Below are 17,666 nucleotides of genomic sequence, written 5' to 3'. Positions count from 1 at the left end.
CTATCTTATGTCGCCTCGCTGTTTCGTCGTTGGACACCCCATCGCTCATTCGCGTTCGCCGATGATCCATGGCGAGTGGCTCAGCCGATACCGGATCGCCGGCTCCTATGAGCGCGTCGATGTCGCGCCGCCCGATCTGCCGGCCTTCATCCAGCGCCTGCGCGACGGTGAATTCGCCGGCGGCAATGTCACCGTGCCGCACAAGGAAGCGGTGATGGCGCTGGTCGACGGCATCAGCGATGCGGGCCGTGCCGTGGGCGCCGTGAATACCCTCTGGCGCGACGAGGGCGGGAGGATACTGGCAGACAACAGCGACGTGCCGGGCTTCCTCGCCCATCTCGATGCCACGGTGTCTGGCTGGCAGGAGCGTGTCGGAACGGCGCTCGTCCTGGGCGCAGGCGGCGCGGCGCGCGGCATCTGCTACGGGCTGAAGTCGCGGGGCGTCGACCGCGTCCTCGTCGTCAATCGCAGCCGCGAGCGCGCGGAAGAGCTGGCCACAGCCTTGGGGCGGCCGCTCGAGACCGGTGAATGGGATCAACGCGGCCGGCTGGTCGGACAAGCCGATCTCATCGTGAACACGACGGCCTTGGGCATGCAGGGCAAGCCGCCGCTGGAGATCGATCTGTCCGGTCTGCGGCCCGGCACCATTGTCGATGACATCGTCTATGTGCCGCTCAAGACGGCATTGCTGGCGGAGGCCGAGCGCCGGGGCGGTATCCCGGTCGATGGGCTTGGCATGCTGCTGCATCAGGCTGTGCCGGGCTTCACCCGCTGGTTCGGCGTAACACCTGAGGTGACGCCGGCCCTGCGCGCCCTGGTCGAAGCCGATATCCTGAAGACCTGATTCGGCGGAGCGAGCATGACCTTCGTGCTGGGCCTGACGGGCTCGATCGGAATGGGGAAGTCGACGACGGCCGGGCTGTTCGTGCAGCGCGGCGTGCCGTTGCATGATGCCGATGCCGCCGTGCATCGGCTGCATCGCGGCCGCGCTGCCGCACCGATCGAGGCGGCCTTTCCCGGCACCGTCATCGATGGCGTGGTCGACCGCGCAAAGCTCGGTGCCGCAGTCCTCGGAAAACCGGAAGCGCTCAAGCGGCTCGAGGCGATCATCCATCCGCTCGTGCGCGAGGAGGAGGAAGCTTTCATCGCGCGCTGTCGTCGCGAGGGGGCGGGGCTCGCGGTCATCGACGTGCCGCTCCTACTCGAAACCGGCGGGGAGATGCGCTGCGATGCGGTGCTCGTCGTCACCGCGCCGGCCGAGGTTCAGCGCGAACGCGTCCTCGCCCGGCCCGGCATGAACGCCGAGAAGCTCAAGGCAATCCTTTCGCGACAGATGCCGGATGCCGAGAAGCGTCGCCGCGCCCATTTCCTTGTGGACACCTCCCGCGGCCACGTGGCCGCGGAGCGGCAGGTCGGGTCTATCCTGATGGCGCTGGCTGGCCGTCCCGGGCGCGGCTTGGCGGCAGCGAGGTCCTGAAACGATGCGCGAGATCGTTCTCGATACCGAAACCACCGGCGTCGAAGCCAACAACGGCGATCGCATCGTCGAGATCGGCTGCGTCGAGCTGGTCAATCATTGCCCGAGCGGCCGCACCTATCACGTCTACATCAACCCCGAGCGCTCGATGCCGGTCGAGGCGTTCAACGTCCACGGCCTCTCGGAAGATTTCCTCTCGGACAAGCCCGTCTTCGCTGCGGTCGCCCAGGAGTTCGCGGAGTTCATCGCCGGCGCGAAGCTGGTGATCCACAACGCTGCCTTCGACGTCGGCTTCATCAATATGGAGTTCAAGCGTCTCGGCTTGCCGCCGATCGAGCAGGCATGGGTGGTCGATACCCTGTCGATGGCGCGCCGCAAGCATCCCGGCGCCTCCAACAGCCTCGACGCGCTCTGCTCCCGCTACGGTATCGACAACAGCCGCCGCACCAAGCACGGCGCCTTGCTCGACTCCGAGATCCTCGCCGAGGTCTATATCGAGCTGATCGGTGGCAAGCAGACCTCGCTCGGCCTCGGCGTCGAGGGAGTGGCGGGTCGCGGGGGCCTCGCCATGGTCGCAGCCGAGAAGCCGCAGCGCCAACGCCCGCTCGCGCCACGCCTCGACGAAGCCGCCATCAAGGCGCATGAGGCCTTTATCCTGGGATCGTTGAAGGCCCCGCTCTGGAAGGGCTATCTCGGCATCACGGACGATGCGGCGCAGTAGACCGCATCGTCCATCCTTTCGCCCTTAGCTCCGGGCACTCTTCCGCGTCTTGCGGCGCGAGAGCATGTTGAGCGCTTCGATCAGGGCCGAGAAGGCCATCGCCGCGTAGATGTAGCCCTTCGACACATGCACGCCGAAGCCCTCTGCGATCAGCGTGCCGCCGATCATCAGCAGGAAGCCGAGCGCCAGCATCACGATGGTCGGGTTCTTGTCGATGAAGCGCGCCAGCGGGTCGGCGGCGAGCAGCATCGTCAGCACGGCGACGATCACGGCGATCACCATCACCGGCACATGCTCGGTCATGCCGACGGCAGTGATGATCGAATCGATCGAGAAGACGAGATCGAGCAGCAGGATCTGGAAGATCGCGCTGCCGAAGCTGAGCGTCACCGCCCGGGTGCCACCTTCCGCGAGAACGGATTCCGGATCGGGATCGACCTTGTGATGGATCTCCTTCGTCGCCTTCCAGACCAGGAAGAGGCCGCCGGCGATGAGGATCAGATCGCGCCAGGAGAAGGCCTGTCCGAAGACCGAGAAGATCGGCGTGGTCAGCGTGACGATGAAGGCGACGGTGCTGAGCAGCGCGAGGCGCAGGATCAGCGCCACACCGATGCCGATCCTGCGGCCCTTCGAGCGCTGATGCTCGGGCAGCTTGTTGGTCAGGATCGAGATGAAGATCAGGTTGTCGATGCCGAGCACGACCTCCATGGCGATCAATGCCCCGAGCGCGGCCCATATGGCGGGGTCGGCGGCAAGCGTCAGAAGGGTGTCCATCGAGTCTCCATCGGATACGGAAAAGGCGGGCGTCCCTGCCGGGGCGTCCGCCGTTGCTGACGCGAGATGGAGAGAGGTCGCGGGCTCCACAAGGGCAACAATTATCTGCAACAAACGAAAAAGGGCCCCTGAAGGGCCCTTTCCTGATCTCTGCGGTGGCCTGGGGGCCGTCAGTTGGCGGCGGCGCCGGGCTGGCCCTGCAGCTCCTGCATGCGCTGCTGATAGAGCGAGGCGAAGTCGATCGGCGGGATATAGAAGGGCGGGAAGCCGCCGTTCTGCACGGCTTCCGCGACGATCTGGCGCGCGAAGGGGAAGAGCAGACGGGCGCAGTCGATCACCAGCACGGGGTGGACGTGTTCCTGCGGGATGTTCTGCAGGCGGAACACGCCGGCGTAGCTCAGGTCGAAGGCGAAGAGCGTCTCGCCCTTCAACTCGGCCTTGCCCTCCAGGCGCAGCACGGTTTCATAGTCGTCGTCGCCGAGCGCGGTGCTGCCGACATTGACCTGCAGCGACATCTGCGGGCCCTGCTGGGCCTCCTGCTGGGCGAGCGAGCGCGGCGCCTTCGGGTTCTCGAAGGAGAAATCCTTCGTGTACTGGATTAGCGCGTTGAGGCTCGGAGCGGCGTTCGCAGCATCCGTGCCATTTCCGTTGGGGAGTTCGTTGGCCATCGGTCCCATCTTGTTCTGGCAGGCTGTCTCGGGAAATCCCGCGCCATTGCCGGCGTTCGGGACTGCGCCCCATATTCCGGAGCGACGCGCGCGTCGGCTATCATGGACGCCGGATTGGCACAAGAAGTCGCCTTCACAAGGTGGGGGGTGGATGTTACGAGCCTGTCTTACCATATGACGGCTAGGGCCTGCCGCGGCTACGCGGAAAGGCTGCAAGCTATGACGGGAGCCGCGGGTCAGCCTTCGATGCAAAATTCCTTCGACATGACGACTTTGGTCTTCTTGGCTCTGGCCGTTTTCGTCGCCTGGAAGCTGCGCTCCGTGCTTGGCCAGAAGACCGGCAGCGAGCAGCCCAAGGACCCGTTCGCCCGTCGCGAGACCCCGCCGATGCGGCCGGACCAGGCGCAAGCTCCGGAGAAGCGCGACAACGTGATCAGGCTGCCGGGCGCGGCCAACGATCCCGGCGCCGCGGAGCAGCCGGAGGCCGAGCGCTGGAAGGATCTCGCTCCTGCGGATTCGCCGGTCAGCGCCGGCATCGAGGCGATCATCCGTCAGGAGCCGAGTTTCGATCCGCACGGCTTCGTCGCCGGCGCCAAGGCCGCCTATGAGGCGATCGTCACGGCTTTCGCGCGCGGCGACCGCAAGATGCTGAAAGGCCTTCTCGCCAAGGACGTCTATGAGGGCTTCGAGCAGGCCATCACCGAGCGCGAGAAGCGCGGCGAGAAGGCGGAATCGAATTTCGTCTCGATCGACAAGGCCGATCTCGCGGCCGTCGAGGTCAAGGGCAAGACCGCCCAGGTGACCATCGGCTTCATCTCGCAGCTGATCAGCGTCACCCGCGACGCGCAGGGCAATGTCGTTGATGGCAGCGCCGATCAGGTCTCCGAGGTCAACGACATCTGGACCTTCTCGCGCCAGCTCGGCAGCCGCGATCCGAACTGGATTCTGGTCGCCACCGAATCGGCTGCGTGAGCCGTGGCGCCGGGGTCGCGCTGGCGCTTTCGGCGGCGGTCGGGCTCGCGTCTGTGACCGCCATGTCTGCCCCCTTTCCGTTACCGGACGGCGCCCGGGCCGAGCAACGCGCCCCGCGTGAGATCGATGGTTGGGCCCGGGATGATCACGCCCGGGCCTTCGTCATCTTTGCGCGCGGCTGCATGGCCGATCCGCCGCTGCGCCAGGCCGTGCCGCTGCCCGATATCCTCGCCGGCGCCTGCGACAAGGCGAAGGCACTGGCCGCCAAAGGCGAGGTCGGTCGGAACGAGGCACGTGACTTTTTCGAACGGAATTTCGACTTCTGGCGGATCCGGCCGGCGAATGCCGACACTGGTTTCACCACCGGCTATTTCGAGCCCGAGTTCGAAGGCGCGCTGACACGCTCCGACGCCTTCCCGACGCCGCTCTATGACCGGCCGAAGGATCTGGTGACGCGCTTCCCGGAGGATGACTGGCCGGGCGTGGACAAGACATTGTCCGCCGCGCGCCGCACCGAAAGGGGGCTCGAACCCTTTCCGGACCGTACCGCGATCGAGACCGGCGCGCTCGACGGGCAGGGTCTCGAGATTCTCTGGCTGCGCGATCCGGTCGATCGCTTCGTGCTGCAGGTACAGGGCTCGGGCCGCGTGCGCCTGCCCGATGGCTCGGTCACGCGGCTGACCTATTCTGGCCGCAACGGCCACCCATACACCTCGCTCGGCCGCGTGCTCAGCCAGCGCGAAGGCATCCCGCCCGAGCAGATGACGATGGACCGGCTCGTCGCCAGGCTGAAGGCCGATCCCGCTTTCGCCCGCGACCTCATCCGGCTGAACAAGTCCTTCGTCTTCTTCGCCCGCCGCGACGATCTTCCGGCGGCGAGCGGGCCGATCGGGGGCGCTGGTCTGCCGCTGACGCCGCTGCGCAGCATCGCCATCGATCGCACTGCCTGGCCCTATGGTCTGCCGGTCTGGATCGATACGACGATCCCCGGCGGGACCGGCGGCGATGAGCACCTCGCCCGGCTTATGATCGCGCAGGACACCGGCTCGGCCATCCTCGGCCCCGCCCGAATGGATCTCTTCGTCGGCTCGGGCCCGGCAGCCGGCCATCGCGCCGGACTGATCCGCCATCCCGTTTCCTTCACCGTGCTCTGGCCCCGCTAAGATGCGTTCGCGCCGGGGTAAGACGCTGACGGAGGTCGATATCGCGCTCTGGCGACAGGTGGCGCGCTCGGTCAAGCCGCTGCCTGGCCGGGCACCGATCGAGCCGGAGCCCGCTCCGCCGCCTGCAGCGCCTGCTTCAACCGAGACGTCCGTTCTTGTCGTCGCGGCCGTGGCTTCGGCGAGAACGGTTCCGCCGGCCGCGCCGCCGCTCGCGCCGATCGAGCGCCGGCTGCGCACGCAGCTGCGGCGTGGCCGGCAGGAGATCGAGGCCTCGATCGATTTGCACGGCATGCGCCAGGACGAGGCGCATCTGGCCTTGCACGGCTTCCTGCGTCGCGAACAGGCCCGCGGCACCCGCCTCGCCCTTGTCGTCACTGGAAAGGGCGGTCCGGCGCCCACCCTGTTCGGCGATGAACGTGGCGTGCTGCGGCGCATGGTGCCGCATTGGCTCAGGCTTTCGGAGCTGCGCCCGCTGGTGCTGGGCTTCGAAGAGGCCGAGCAGCGCCACGGCGGTTCCGGCGCGCTCTATGTGCGCCTGCGGCGGCTCAGGGAGTACGGCCCGTGACGCCCTTCGGGCGGCGTGTGCGGGAGCTTCGGGACCGGCGCGGCCTCACGCTCGCCCAGATGGCCGAGGGGCTCGGCGTGACGCCGGCCTATCTTTCGGCGCTGGAGCACGGCAAGCGCGGGCGGCCGACCTTCACCCTGATCCAGGGCGCGATCCATCTGCTCGGCATCATCTGGGATGAGGCCGATGAACTCGTCCGCCTCGCCGATCTCTCGCATCCGCGAGTCACCGTCGACACGGCAGGCCTCGATCCCGAGGCGACGCTCTTCGCCAACCGTCTTGCCCGCGAGATCGCCGAACTCGACGGCGAGGATCTGCGTCGCCTGGCGGCGGTCCTCGACGAAGCCGCCACGCGCGGGGATAAGGGTTGAGCGAGGCGGCTTGACCCCGCCGCGTGCGGATGCGACACGCCGAAACCTTCCTTTCCGGCACTTCGGCCGCGCAATTCCGGACAAGACAGCTCATGACCAAGACCCGCACGGACGTCCTCGCTCTCGGCAACGCCATCGTCGATGTCCTGGCTTCGGCCGAGGAGGATTTCCTCGCCGCGCAGAAGCTGACCAAGGGCGCGATGATGCTGATCGACGAGAACCGTGCGGAATCGCTCTATGCGGCGATGGGTCCGGCGCGCATCATCTCCGGCGGCTCGGCTGCAAACACCATCGCCGGCCTCGCTTCCTTCGGCGGCAAGGGCGCCTTCATCGGCAAGGTCAAGGCCGACGAGCTCGGCAAGCTCTATCGCCATGACCTCACCTCGCTCGGCGTCGCCTTCAATACGGCTGCGGCTGCTGACGGCCCGGCTACCGCGCGCTCCTTCATCATCGTCACCCCCGATGGCGAGCGCACGATGAACACCTATCTCGGCGCCTGCCAGGGGCTCTCCGCCGCGGATGTCGACGAGAAGGCCATCGAGAACGCCGACATCATCTACCTCGAAGGCTATCTCTGGGACCCGCCGGCGGCGAAGGAGGCCTTCCGAAAGGCTTCCGAGGTCGCGCACAGGGCGGGCGGCCGCGTCGCCATCACCCTGTCCGATTCCTTCTGCGTCGACCGCTATCGGGACGAATTCATCGGCCTGATCCGCAACCGCATGGTCGATCTCGTCTTTGCCAATGAGCACGAGCTCAAGAGCCTCTACGAGACCGGGGATTTCGATACGGCCCTGTCCTGGCTGCGCTCCGAGAACATCCTCGCCGTCGTCACGCGCTCCGAGAAGGGCGCGCTGGCCCTGACGCCGGAGGGAATCATCGAGGAGCCGGTTTTCCCCGTCGAGCGTGTTGTGGATGCGACCGGCGCCGGCGATCTCTTTGCCGCCGGCTTCCTCTTCGGCCTGACCTCGGGCCGCGAGACCCGCGACTGCCTGCGCCTTGGCGCTCTGGCGGCGGCCGAGATCATTTCCCATATCGGCGCCCGGCCGGATGTCGGCCTGAAGACGCTGGCGGGGAACGAAGGGCTGTTGTGAGCTTTTCCTTCTCCCCTCCGGGCAGAAGGTGTCTGCGGACCAGACGGATGAGGGAAGGGTCGCGAATGCGGCCCTTTCCTGTTTTCGGCTGAGGCTCTGCCCTCAGCCCTGCGACTTCGCCCTGCCGCCTTCTCCCCGTAGGAAAAAAGAAAAGCTGCAGCCCCTCAATACAGCGTCGCCTTGACCCGCGCCGGCAGCGCCGCGTCGTAAGCCCCGCCGTCGAAGGTTTCGACGGCGGCGTTGCGCGCGGTGATGTCGCGTAGGATCGTGCCGGGCGAGGGCAGAGTCCGCTTGTCGACCTGCCGCTCTGGGTTCCAGAGCTCTGCCCGCACCACCGCGCGCGAGCACTGGAAGTAGACGGACTCGACATGGACGATCATCACGCTCGCCGGTAGCTTCCCGGCCATCTCGAACCCGGCGCACAACTCAGGATCGCAGGATAGCTCGGCGCGTCCGTTCACGCGTAGTGTCTCGCCGTAACCGGGGATCAGGAAGAGCATTCCGATTCGATCGTCGAACAGGATATTCTTCAACGAATCCAGCCGGTTATTGCCTTTTCTGTCGGGAATGAGGAGTGTTTTGGCGTCCCTGACCGTGACAAAGCCCGGCAGATCCCCGCGCGGTGAACAATCCAGCCCTTCCGGACCGACCGTCGCGAGCACGAAAAACGGCGAGGCGGCGATCAGCGCTGCATAATAGTCGTCGACATGATCGATCTCCTTGAAGACCGAGGCCGGCGCGAGCGGATTGGGATAGGCGCGAGCGAGATCGTCGAGCGAGGCGATGCGGTGGTCGGACATGCCAGTCTCCATGGATCGGCGTATGTCTAGACTATTGACGGCGGCGCGTCACCTCCTCGGAGACAGGCCGTCATTCTCGGGCGCCGCGTAGCGGCGACCCGAGAATCTCAGGACGAGGCAGCGCGGGAGCGTCCCTCGGCCTGAGATGCTCGGGTCAAGCCCGAGCATGACGGCAGTTCTCTCCGGGCCAAAGCAAAACGCCCCGCATCGGAAGATGCGGGGCGTCTCGTTTCACGTGAATCGCGTGATGCGTCGGCTTACTCGGCCTGCTGCTTCTCGCGAGCCTTCTCGGCGTCGCGCTCGGCCTTGAGCTTCTCGGTGATGTCCTCGCCGGTTTCCTGGTCGACGACCTTCATCGAGAGGCGGATCTTGCCGCGCTCGTCCATGCCGAGGAACTTCACCTTGACCTTGTCGCCTTCCTTGACGACGTCCTGCACCTTCTGGACGCGGCGCGGGGCGAGTTCAGAGATGTGGACGAGGCCGTCTTTGGCGCCGAAGAAGTTCACGAAGGCGCCGAACTCCATGATCTTCACGACCGTGCCGTCATAGATCATGCCGACTTCGGCTTCCGAGACGATCGACTTGATCCACTTGATCGCAGCTTCGATCGACTTGCCGTCGGCCGAGGCGATCTTGATGGTGCCGTCGTCCTCGATGTTCACCTTGGCGCCGGTCTTCTCGACGATCTCGCGGATGACCTTGCCGCCGGAGCCGATGACTTCACGGATCTTGTCGACCGGGATCTTCATCGTCTCGATGCGCGGCGCGAACTCGCCGAGCTGGCTGCGCGAGGCCGAGAGGGCCTTGCTCATCTCGCCGAGGATGTGCTCGCGTCCGCCCTTGGCCTGCTCGAGGGCGACCTTCATGATCTCCTCGGTGATGCCGGCGATCTTGATGTCCATCTGCAGCGAGGTGATGCCCTCGCCCGTGCCGGCGACCTTGAAGTCCATGTCGCCGAGATGATCCTCGTCACCGAGGATGTCGGAGAGCACGGCGAAGCGCTTGCCTTCCAGGATGAGGCCCATCGCGATGCCCGCGACCGGTGCCTTCAGCGGCACGCCGGCATCCATCAGCGCCAGCGAGGTGCCGCAGACGGTGGCCATCGAGGAGGAGCCGTTCGACTCGGTGATCTCCGAGACGACGCGCAGCGTGTAGGGGAACTCGCCCTTGCCCGGCAGCATCGGGTGGATGGCGCGCCAGGCGAGCTTGCCATGGCCGATCTCGCGGCGGCCGGGCGAACCCATGCGGCCGGTCTCTCCGACGGAGTAGGGAGGGAAGTTGTAGTGCAGCAGGAAGGTCTCCTTGTAGGTGCCTTCCAGCGAGTCGATGAACTGCTCGTCGTCGCCGGTGCCGAGCGTGGTCACGACCAGCGCCTGCGTCTCGCCGCGTGTGAACAGCGCCGAGCCGTGGGTGCGCGGCAGGACGCCGGCTTCCGCCACGATCGGACGCACGGTCTTGCCGTCGCGGCCGTCGATGCGGATGCCGTCATCGAGGATGTTCCAGCGCACGATCTTGGCCTGGGCTTCCTTGAACTGCGCGCCGACCTTGTCCTTCGGGAAGGTGGCGACGCCGTCCGGCGTATCGGAGACCAGCGCAGCGACGACCTTGGCCTTGACGGCGTCGACCGCCTTGTAGCGTTCGGCCTTGGCGGTGATCTTGTAGGCGGCGCGCAGCTCGGCTTCGCCGACCTTCATGATCGCGTCGAGAATGGCGGAATCATCCGGCGGGCTGAAGTCGCGCGGCTCCTTGGCGGCCTTCTCGGCCAGGCGGATGATCGCATCGATCACCGGCTGGAAGTGCTTGTGGCCGAACATCACGGCGCCAAGCATGACCTCCTCGGTCAGCTCCTTGGCCTCGGACTCGACCATCATCACGGCGTCCTGGGTGCCGGCGACGACGAGGTCCAGAGCCGATTCCTTCATCTCTTCGATGGTCGGGTTCAGCTTGTAGGCGCCGTCGATATAGCCGACGCGGGCGCCGCCGATCGGGCCCATGAAGGGCACGCCGGAAAGGGTGAGCGCTGCCGAGGTGGCGACCATCGCCAGGATGTCGGGATCGTTCTCCAGGTCATGCTGCAGAACGGTGACGACGACCTGCGTGTCGTTCTTGTAGCCCTGGACGAAGAGCGGGCGGATCGGCCGGTCGATCAGGCGGGAGACCAGAGTCTCCTTCTCGCTCGGGCGCCCTTCGCGCTTGAAGTAGCCGCCGGGGATGCGGCCGGCCGCGAAGGTCTTTTCCTGATAGTTGACGGTCAGCGGGAAGAAGTCGAAGCCGGGCTTCGGCTCCTTGGCCGAGACGACGGTCGCGAGCACGACGGTCTCGCCATAGGTGGCCATCACGGCGCCGTCGGCCTGGCGGGCGACCTTGCCGGTTTCGAGGACGAGCTTGCGGCCGCCCCAGATCAGTTCTTCGGTTTGGATGTCGAACATGTGTTTCGTCTTTCGGTCGGGTTCGACCCGTCCGGTGCCTTCAGGCCCATGGGCAAGACGGCGGAACACTCGGGTGGGAAAGGCTGTGCGCCCGAGCGCTCGGCGATCCTGCCATGGACGTCTGCGGCGCCCGGCGGGTCACGCGGGAGGGCCGCCCCATGCGGCCGCCGCGGCAGGCAGGCGTGCCGCCCATGGCGGCTTCACCTGAAAAGGAGCCGCCCGGAGCATGGCGCACCGGGCGGAAACGGTTTTCAGCCTTCGATCAGCGGCGGATGCCGAGCCGCTCGATCAGCGTCTTGTAGCGGGCCTCTTCCTTGCCCTTGAGGTAGTCGAGCAGCGAACGGCGCTGCGAGACCAGCTTGAGCAGGCCGCGGCGGGAGTGGTTGTCCTTCGCGTGCGACTTGAAGTGGCCGGTCAGGTTGTTGATGCGCTCGGTCAGGATCGCGACCTGCACTTCCGGCGAGCCGGTGTCGTTCGGCTTGGTGGCGTATTCCTGAAGCAGGGCGGTCTTGCGCTCGGCAGTGATCGACATCGGGATATCCTCTGTTCGGGTTGATCTGGCGGGCCAGGCCGGGATGTCGTCCAGCGAGGTCCGAAATCCGCGAGCCGCCTCATCGCGGAGGGGTCGCGCAGCCGGCTTTTTCGGGCCGGATGCGGGGCATATACACGAAATAGACGGAAACGCCAGCGCCGTGCGGAACAGGAGCGCCGGACGCCGGTTTGACTCGCTATCGTCATTCCAGACCGCGGGGTCGTGTCATGCGCGTTTGCATCAGGCATCATGGCGCGGGGATCAGGCCGATCGCGGAGGAGGTCGTCTGATGGCGCCGCGTCCTGCATGGAAGGGCTATCTCAAGCTCTCACTCGTCTCCTGCGCGGTCGAGCTCACCGGCGCCACCAGCCAGAGCGAGAAGGTCTCCTTCCGCATCATCAACCGCAAGACCGGCAACACGGTGCGGCGGCAATATATCGACAGCGTCACCGGCAAGCCGGTCGCCACCGACGACGAGGTCAAGGGCTACGAGGTCGGGGACGACGAGTATCTGCTGATCGAGGAGGACGAGATCGACGCGGTCCAGATCGAATCCTCGCATACGCTGTCGATCGAGAGCTTCGTCGATCGCGCCGGCATTCCGCAGATCTATTTCGATACACCCTATTACGTCACCCCCGCCGACGAGGTCTCTGAGGAGGCCTTCGCCGTGATTCGCGAGGCGATGGCGAAGCAGAAGAAGGCAGGCATCGCCCGCATCGTGCTCTATCGCCGCGAGCGGCCGGTGATGATCGAACCCTTCGACAAGGGCTTGCTGTTGACGACGCTGCGCTACGACAGGACGGTCCGGAAGCCCGCCGAGATCTTCGAGGGGCTGGGCAAGCAGAAGAGCGACCCCGAGCTGATCGACCTCGCCACCCATATCATCGAGAAGAAGGAGGCGGCCTTCGACCCCTCCGGCTTCGAGGATCGCTACGAGGACGCGCTGCTCGAACTGATCGAGGCCAAGCGCAAGGGCCGCAAGCCACCGGTCGTGCGGGCGGCTGAACGACCCGCCAATGTCGTCAACCTCTTCGATGCGCTGAAGAAGAGCCTGGCAGGCGAAGGCGCGCCGGCATCAGGTTCCAAATCCGCGAAGGCGGCCAAGCCTGCGGTCAAGGGCTCCGCGGGCAAGACGCGCAAGAGAGCCTGAGCACCATGATGGGCGAGGGCGCGAGACATCTGATTGGGACTTCAACGAGCCGTCGTCTTTCGCGATGCCATTCCGCCGGAACGGCATCTCGAAAGATATTTCAGGAAGCTCGCGAAGCATCTGGAGCGTCCGTCGAGATGCAGCCTGCGGCGGCTCCGCCGGACGAGGGCTGCGCAGTTCAGGCGGACTCCGAGGAGGACTGATGTCCACGCTCGATCTCTATCGTTCCAAGCGCGACTTCTCTCGCACCCGGGAGCCGAAAGGCGCTGCGAAGACGGGCAAGAAATCTGCCGCGCAGGGCGGCGCCTTCGTCGTCCAGAAGCACGCAGCCCGGCGCCTGCACTATGATTTCAGGCTCGAGCATGGCGGCGCGCTCTGGTCCTGGGCGGTGACGCGCGGCCCGAGCCTCGACCCGGCCGAGAAGCGTCTGGCTGTTCACGTCGAGGATCACCCGCTCGAATATGGCGGCTTCGAGGGCACGATTCCGGCCGGCCAGTACGGGGGCGGCTCGGTTATCGTCTGGGACGAGGGCCAATGGATTCCGGAGGGCGATCCGGCGGCCGGCATGAAGAAGGGCCACCTCGCCTTCGCGCTGGAGGGCCATAAGCTGCGGGGGCGCTGGCATCTCGTGCGGCTGAAGCCCCGGCGTGGCGAGAAGCGCGACAACTGGCTGCTGATCAAGTCGGAGGACGAATTCGCCCGCACCGACGCGGATATCCTCGAGACCGAGCCGAATTCGGTGAAATCGGGCCTCTCGGTCGAGCAGATCGGCGCCGACGCCGACAGAGGCGCCGTCTGGGACACGACCAAGCCTGCAAAGCAGGCGGCCGCTGCGGCGAAGCCCGTCCGAATGGCAAGGCGGCGGAGAGACGAAGAGGATCTCCCGCCCTTCGTCGAGCCCTGCCTCGCGACCTTGCAGGAGAAGCCGCCGACCGGCGAAAGCTGGTTGCACGAGGTCAAGTTCGACGGCTACCGGCTGGAAGCCCGCATCGACCACGGCGACGTCAAGCTGCTCACGCGCTCGGGCCTCGACTGGACGGCCCGCTTCGGCATGGGCCTTGTCGCGGCGCTGGCCGGCCTGCCCTGCGAGACCGCGCTGATCGATGGCGAGGTCGTTGCGCTCGGCGACAACGGCATCTCGTCCTTCTCTGCCCTGCAGCAGGCGCTCTCCGAGGGAAAGACCGGCGGCCTCGCTTACTTCGCCTTCGATCTCATCCATCTCGATGGCGAGGATCTGCGCGACGAGCCGCTGCTCGCGCGCAAGGAAAGGCTACAGCACCTCCTGGAGGGCAGCCCGGCCGATGGGCCGCTGCGCTACAGCGAGCATTTCGTCGAGCCCGGCCAGACCATGCTGAACCATGCCTGCCGCATGGGGCTCGAAGGCGTGATCTCGAAACGGGCGGATGCGCCCTATCGCAGCGGGCGCGGCCGCGACTGGATCAAGTCGAAGTGCACGCAGCGCCAGGAATTCGTGATCGCCGGTTATGCCCCGTCGCAGGCCTCCCCGCGCAATCTCGGTTCGATCGTCGCAGGCTATTATGAGGATGGCGAGCTGAAGCCCGCGGGTCGCGTCGGCACCGGCTTCACCGTGAAGTCGGCCGCCGCGCTGAAGGCCGGGCTCGATGCGATCGCGACCGACACCTCGCCTTTCAAGGGCGCCGCAGGCCGCGAGCGCGGGGTCGTCTGGGTGAAGCCCGAGTTGGTTGCGGAGGTCGAGTTCCGCGCCTGGACGGCTTCGAAGACCTTGCGCCACGCCTCGTTCCTAGGGCTGCGCGAGGACAAGCCGGCCGGGGAGATTGTCGCCGAGATGCCGGCCGAACCGGTCCCGGAGAAGACGAGAGGCAGCAAGGCCGCACCAGCTTCTTCCAAAAAGGCGGCGCCGGTGCAGACCGTCGTGAAATTGTCGAGCCCGGACAAGCCGCTCTGGCCGGATATCGGCTTCACCAAGCAGGATTTGCTCGCCTATTACGCGAAAATCTGGCCGCTGATGCAGCGCTTCGTCGTGGGCCGTCCGCTCAGCCTCGTGCGCGCGCCGAACGGCATCGAAGGCGCCCGTTTCTTCCAGAAACATGGAGGCCCGGGCCTGCACGAGGCCGTCAAACGCCGCCAGGATTCCGACGGTGAGGAGCTGATCTATATCGAGGATTTCGATGGGCTCGCCGCTCTCGTCCAGCTCGGCACGGTCGAGATCCATGTCTGGGGTGCGACCATGGACGCTATCGAGACGCCGGACCAGATCATCTTCGATCTCGATCCCGACACGGGCGTGCCGATCGAGCGCGTGCGGGAGGCGGCGCTGACGATCCGCCGCCATCTCGACGAACTCGGCTTCGAAAGCCTGCTGAAGGTCTCCGGCGGCAAGGGCTTTCATGTCGTGCTGCCATTGAAGCCGAAAGCGGATTGGGAACGCGTCAGGGGTTTCGCCCGCGATTTCGCCAAGGCGATGGAGCAGGCCGAGCCGAAGCTCTACACCGCGACTCTGTCGAAGAAGGCGCGGCGTGGCCGCATCTTCATCGACTATCTCCGCAATGGCCGCGGTGCGACCGCGATCGCCCCCTATTCGACCCGCGCCCGGCCGGGCGCGACACTGGCGATGCCGGTGGCGTGGGATGACATTTCCCGCCTGGAGCCTGATGCCTTCAAGGCCCGCGACATCCTCGATGGCGCGTTGCCGCCCGATCTCTGGAGCGGCTTCTTCACGGCGGGCAAGTCGCTTACCGGGGGGTGAGCGGGACCGGAATGCGAACGCTTGCCGACGGCGGCAAGCCGCGGTCATAGCGTCGCTGCGCTTCCTCGACCTCGCCGATATGGGCTTCCGCCCAGAGGGTGAGCTGATGCACCGTCTGCGACAGCGTGCGTCCGAGCTCGGTCAACGAATACTCGACGGTGACCGGTACGGTCGGAAAGACCTCGCGCCGGACCAACCCGTCGCGTTCGAGGCTCTTCAGCGTCTGCGACAGCATCTTCTGCGAGATGTTCTCGATCCGGCGCCTGAGTTCGTTGAAGCGCAGCGTGCCGTCGTCGAGCGCGATCAGGATCAGCACGGCCCAGGTGTCGCCGATGCGGTCGAGCACGCGCCGCGTCGGGCAAAGCGCCTGGAAAGGGTCGGAACGTCTGAGCATGGCGGTTTCCGAGAGGTGACCATGTCGCGCGAAAGTGCCTTCTTTACGGGGCAGCGCGGCATGATCAGATAGGTTCCATTGGAGTGCAGGTATCTACAAGATACCATAACAAGGAGCCTCTGTCATGAAAGTCGCACTGATCGGCGCCAGCGGATTTATCGGCTCGCGCCTGCTCGCTGAGCTGTCGTCGCGCGGCCACGCCGTCACCGCCATTGTCCGCAATCCGGAGAAGGTCGCGGCCTTGCCCGGCGTCACTGCCGTCAAGGGGGATATCTTCGACAAGGACGGGCTCGCGAAGCTCCTTGCCGGCCATGACGCGGTGATCAGCGCCGTCCATTTCACCGCCAGCGATCCGCAGCTCCTGCTCGCGGCCGTGAAGCAATCGGGCGTGAAGCGTTATCTCGTCGTCGGCGGGGCCGGCAGCCTCGAAGTGGCGCCGGGCGTCAAGCTCTTCGATACGCCGGAATTTCCGGCCGCCTATCTCGACGAGGCGAAGAAAGGTGGCGTCTTCCTCGATCTGCTGAAGCTGGAGCAGGGCCTGGACTGGACCTTCCTCTCGCCTTCGGCGCTGATCCAGCCGGGTGAGCGCACCGGCAAGTTCCGGCTCGGCAGCGACCAGCTCCTGGTTGACGGCAAGGGCAACAGCGCGATCTCGGCGGAGGACTACGCCATCGCACTCGTCGATGAACTGGAAAAGCCCGCTCATAGCCGCCGCCGCTTCACGGTCGGCTACTAACCGGCGCTGCGAACAACTCCGAAAAAGAAAGGGCCGTGCCTTCTCGCGAAGGCACGGCCCTTTCTTAGCCTGTTTGGCGTCGCGTTACGCTTTGCGGAAGTGCTTTCTCGCCGATGCTGAGCGTACCGCGCTTGAGCTTGCCCAGCGCGACCCATCCGGTCTCGCCCTCGAAATAGAGCTTCGAGCGATCGACCGCATAGCGGCCGCGATGCTGGGCGCCGGCAGCCGGTTTGGCCTTGTGGAACTGCCCGTCCGGCCGCAGATCGATCAGAATCGACCCGTCCTCGGTTTTCCACGTCCCGATGGCGGCCTGCTCGAAGGGGGTTGGGCCGCCCCTGTCCTCGAGATCGATCTCGAGCAGGCGGGTGGGGCGGCTGGCTTGCGTAAAGCCGGAGGCGAGCTGGCCGAGAGTCTGAAGAACCTGGCTGAATGGCATGGTTTTCGTCTCCCTGTTCTGGTGACGGCTGAAACCGCTTGTCGCAGACATCCCCGTCGGGACCTGTCAGCAAGCGGCGAAGCATCTGCCGATTCCGAGGAAGGCGGCACGACGGTCGTCACGAATCTGTTTGCGATGTCGGCGTCTTGAAGGGGCATGAAGTCCCGGCGCCTGTCGCAGAGATAGGTCGATACCGGCTCGGCGCAAGGTGCCGCCGCCCAGAAAATTCGAGATCGACGAAAAACGGCGCCCTTTCGGGGCGCCGCGTCGTGTCGTGTCGGGCGGGCCTTCCCGCCTCAGAACTCTTCCCAGCCTGCATCCTGGGCGCGGCCATTGGCGACCTTGCGCGGGGCGGGGGCGGCCTTGGACTGGGCGAAGGCGGCCTCGGCGAGCTTGCGCAGCCGCTCCGGCTCGGCCGCCGGAGCCTTGGCGGATGCGGCCGGGGCGGCTGCCGTGACGGCGACAGGGCGCGCCGCGGCGCGAGGCGCGGCTTTCGCCGGGCGCGCTGCCGGGACAGGCTGCGGATAGCCTGACTGCCCCACCGCCTCGCGGCTGGTGCGGAAGGTCGCGACCAGCTCGTTGAGCTGGCCGATCCGGCCGGAAAGCGCATTGGCGGAAGCGGCGCTCTGTTCGGCCAGCGCCGCGTTCTGCTGGGT

Annotated in this window: 18 protein-coding genes and 1 pseudogene; 11 read left to right on the top strand and 8 right to left on the bottom strand. The window is 66.2% G+C overall.

Features of this window, described 5'->3' with window-relative positions:
• Positions 1-7: 7 nt before the first annotated feature.
• Genes AC1DIN_RS28195 through dnaQ form a run of 3 tightly spaced genes read left to right on the top strand, consistent with a single transcriptional unit; the run spans position 8 to position 2,198 of the window.
• A complete protein-coding gene (locus tag AC1DIN_RS28195; RefSeq protein WP_476812157.1) occupies positions 8-844 on the top strand; it encodes a shikimate dehydrogenase in 837 nt (278 codons plus the stop codon).
• A gap of 15 nt (positions 845-859) precedes the next feature.
• Entirely contained in the window at positions 860-1,477 is a 618-nt protein-coding gene (coaE, locus tag AC1DIN_RS28190) for a dephospho-CoA kinase (protein WP_476812156.1), read from the top strand.
• 4 nt (positions 1,478-1,481) lie between these two features.
• A complete protein-coding gene (gene dnaQ, locus AC1DIN_RS28185) occupies positions 1,482-2,198 on the top strand; it encodes a DNA polymerase III subunit epsilon (protein ID WP_441473843.1) in 717 nt (238 codons plus the stop codon).
• Positions 2,199-2,222: 24 nt separating this feature from the next.
• Here dnaQ and AC1DIN_RS28180 read toward each other — a convergent pair whose 3' ends face one another.
• A complete protein-coding gene (locus AC1DIN_RS28180; protein WP_476812155.1) occupies positions 2,223-2,972 on the bottom strand; it encodes a TerC family protein in 750 nt (249 codons plus the stop codon).
• A gap of 170 nt (positions 2,973-3,142) precedes the next feature.
• Complete coding sequence (gene secB / locus AC1DIN_RS28175; RefSeq protein ID WP_441473845.1) at positions 3,143-3,640, bottom strand: protein-export chaperone SecB; 498 nt, start codon at positions 3,638-3,640, stop codon at positions 3,143-3,145.
• A gap of 246 nt (positions 3,641-3,886) precedes the next feature.
• Here secB and AC1DIN_RS28170 point away from each other — a divergent pair, with 246 nt between their 5' ends.
• From AC1DIN_RS28170 to AC1DIN_RS28150, 5 genes are all read left to right on the top strand, one after another.
• Positions 3,887-4,612, top strand: a complete 726-nt coding sequence (locus AC1DIN_RS28170) for a Tim44/TimA family putative adaptor protein (RefSeq protein ID WP_441473846.1) — start codon at positions 3,887-3,889, stop codon at positions 4,610-4,612.
• Positions 4,609-5,775 (top strand): murein transglycosylase A, encoded by a 1,167-nt coding sequence (gene mltA, locus AC1DIN_RS28165; protein ID WP_476812154.1) that lies wholly within the window; start codon positions 4,609-4,611, stop codon positions 5,773-5,775. Before AC1DIN_RS28170 ends, mltA begins: the two co-directional genes overlap by 4 nt.
• A 1-nt stretch (position 5,776) precedes the next feature.
• Complete coding sequence (locus tag AC1DIN_RS28160) at positions 5,777-6,340, top strand: Smr/MutS family protein (RefSeq protein ID WP_476812153.1); 564 nt, start codon at positions 5,777-5,779, stop codon at positions 6,338-6,340.
• Positions 6,337-6,711: a helix-turn-helix domain-containing protein gene (locus AC1DIN_RS28155; RefSeq protein WP_441473849.1), complete on the top strand. Its 375-nt coding sequence runs from the start codon at positions 6,337-6,339 to the stop codon at positions 6,709-6,711. Before AC1DIN_RS28160 ends, AC1DIN_RS28155 begins: the two co-directional genes overlap by 4 nt.
• Before the next feature lie 92 nt (positions 6,712-6,803).
• The gene (locus AC1DIN_RS28150; RefSeq protein WP_476812152.1) at positions 6,804-7,802 is read left to right on the top strand and encodes an adenosine kinase; all 999 of its coding nucleotides are present in this window, start codon (positions 6,804-6,806) and stop codon (positions 7,800-7,802) included.
• Positions 7,803-7,966: 164 nt separating this feature from the next.
• On the opposite strand, the gene AC1DIN_RS28145 is transcribed toward AC1DIN_RS28150, so the two are convergent.
• The 3 genes from AC1DIN_RS28145 to rpsO form a co-directional block, all read right to left on the bottom strand.
• Positions 7,967-8,602: a pyridoxamine 5'-phosphate oxidase family protein gene (locus AC1DIN_RS28145; protein ID WP_476812151.1), complete on the bottom strand. Its 636-nt coding sequence runs from the start codon at positions 8,600-8,602 to the stop codon at positions 7,967-7,969.
• Between the two features lie 257 nt (positions 8,603-8,859).
• Complete coding sequence (gene pnp / locus AC1DIN_RS28140; protein WP_441473852.1) at positions 8,860-11,031, bottom strand: polyribonucleotide nucleotidyltransferase; 2,172 nt, start codon at positions 11,029-11,031, stop codon at positions 8,860-8,862.
• A 262-nt stretch (positions 11,032-11,293) separates the two neighbouring features.
• Positions 11,294-11,563, bottom strand: coding sequence for a 30S ribosomal protein S15 (gene rpsO / locus AC1DIN_RS28135; RefSeq protein ID WP_149131827.1), 270 nt, complete (start codon positions 11,561-11,563; stop codon positions 11,294-11,296).
• A gap of 289 nt (positions 11,564-11,852) precedes the next feature.
• On the opposite strand from rpsO, the gene ku reads away from it, so the two are divergent.
• Complete coding sequence (ku, locus tag AC1DIN_RS28130) at positions 11,853-12,716, top strand: non-homologous end joining protein Ku (RefSeq protein ID WP_476812150.1); 864 nt, start codon at positions 11,853-11,855, stop codon at positions 12,714-12,716.
• Positions 12,717-12,918: 202 nt separating this feature from the next.
• The gene (gene ligD, locus AC1DIN_RS28125; protein ID WP_476812149.1) at positions 12,919-15,444 is read left to right on the top strand and encodes a DNA ligase D; all 2,526 of its coding nucleotides are present in this window, start codon (positions 12,919-12,921) and stop codon (positions 15,442-15,444) included.
• Here the strand turns inward: ligD and AC1DIN_RS28120 are convergent.
• Positions 15,431-15,838 (bottom strand): winged helix-turn-helix transcriptional regulator, encoded by a 408-nt coding sequence (locus AC1DIN_RS28120; RefSeq protein ID WP_476812148.1) that lies wholly within the window; start codon positions 15,836-15,838, stop codon positions 15,431-15,433. The two genes, ligD and AC1DIN_RS28120, sit on opposite strands and share 14 nt — an antisense overlap.
• 124 nt (positions 15,839-15,962) lie before the next feature.
• Here AC1DIN_RS28120 and AC1DIN_RS28115 point away from each other — a divergent pair, with 124 nt between their 5' ends.
• Positions 15,963-16,574, top strand: a complete 612-nt coding sequence (locus AC1DIN_RS28115; protein ID WP_476812147.1) for an NAD(P)-dependent oxidoreductase — start codon at positions 15,963-15,965, stop codon at positions 16,572-16,574.
• A 64-nt stretch (positions 16,575-16,638) separates the two neighbouring features.
• Here AC1DIN_RS28115 and AC1DIN_RS28110 read toward each other — a convergent pair whose 3' ends face one another.
• Both AC1DIN_RS28110 and AC1DIN_RS28105 read right to left on the bottom strand, forming a co-directional pair.
• Positions 16,639-17,010: an Atu4866 domain-containing protein gene (locus tag AC1DIN_RS28110; protein WP_476812146.1), complete on the bottom strand. Its 372-nt coding sequence runs from the start codon at positions 17,008-17,010 to the stop codon at positions 16,639-16,641.
• A gap of 296 nt (positions 17,011-17,306) precedes the next feature.
• A pseudogene (locus AC1DIN_RS28105) lies at positions 17,307-17,666 on the bottom strand (hypothetical protein); the annotation flags it as partial.

The sequence above is a fragment of the Allobosea sp. 05T438 genome, assembly GCF_056396025.1.
This window is presented reverse-complemented; position numbering and strand designations above follow the sequence as displayed.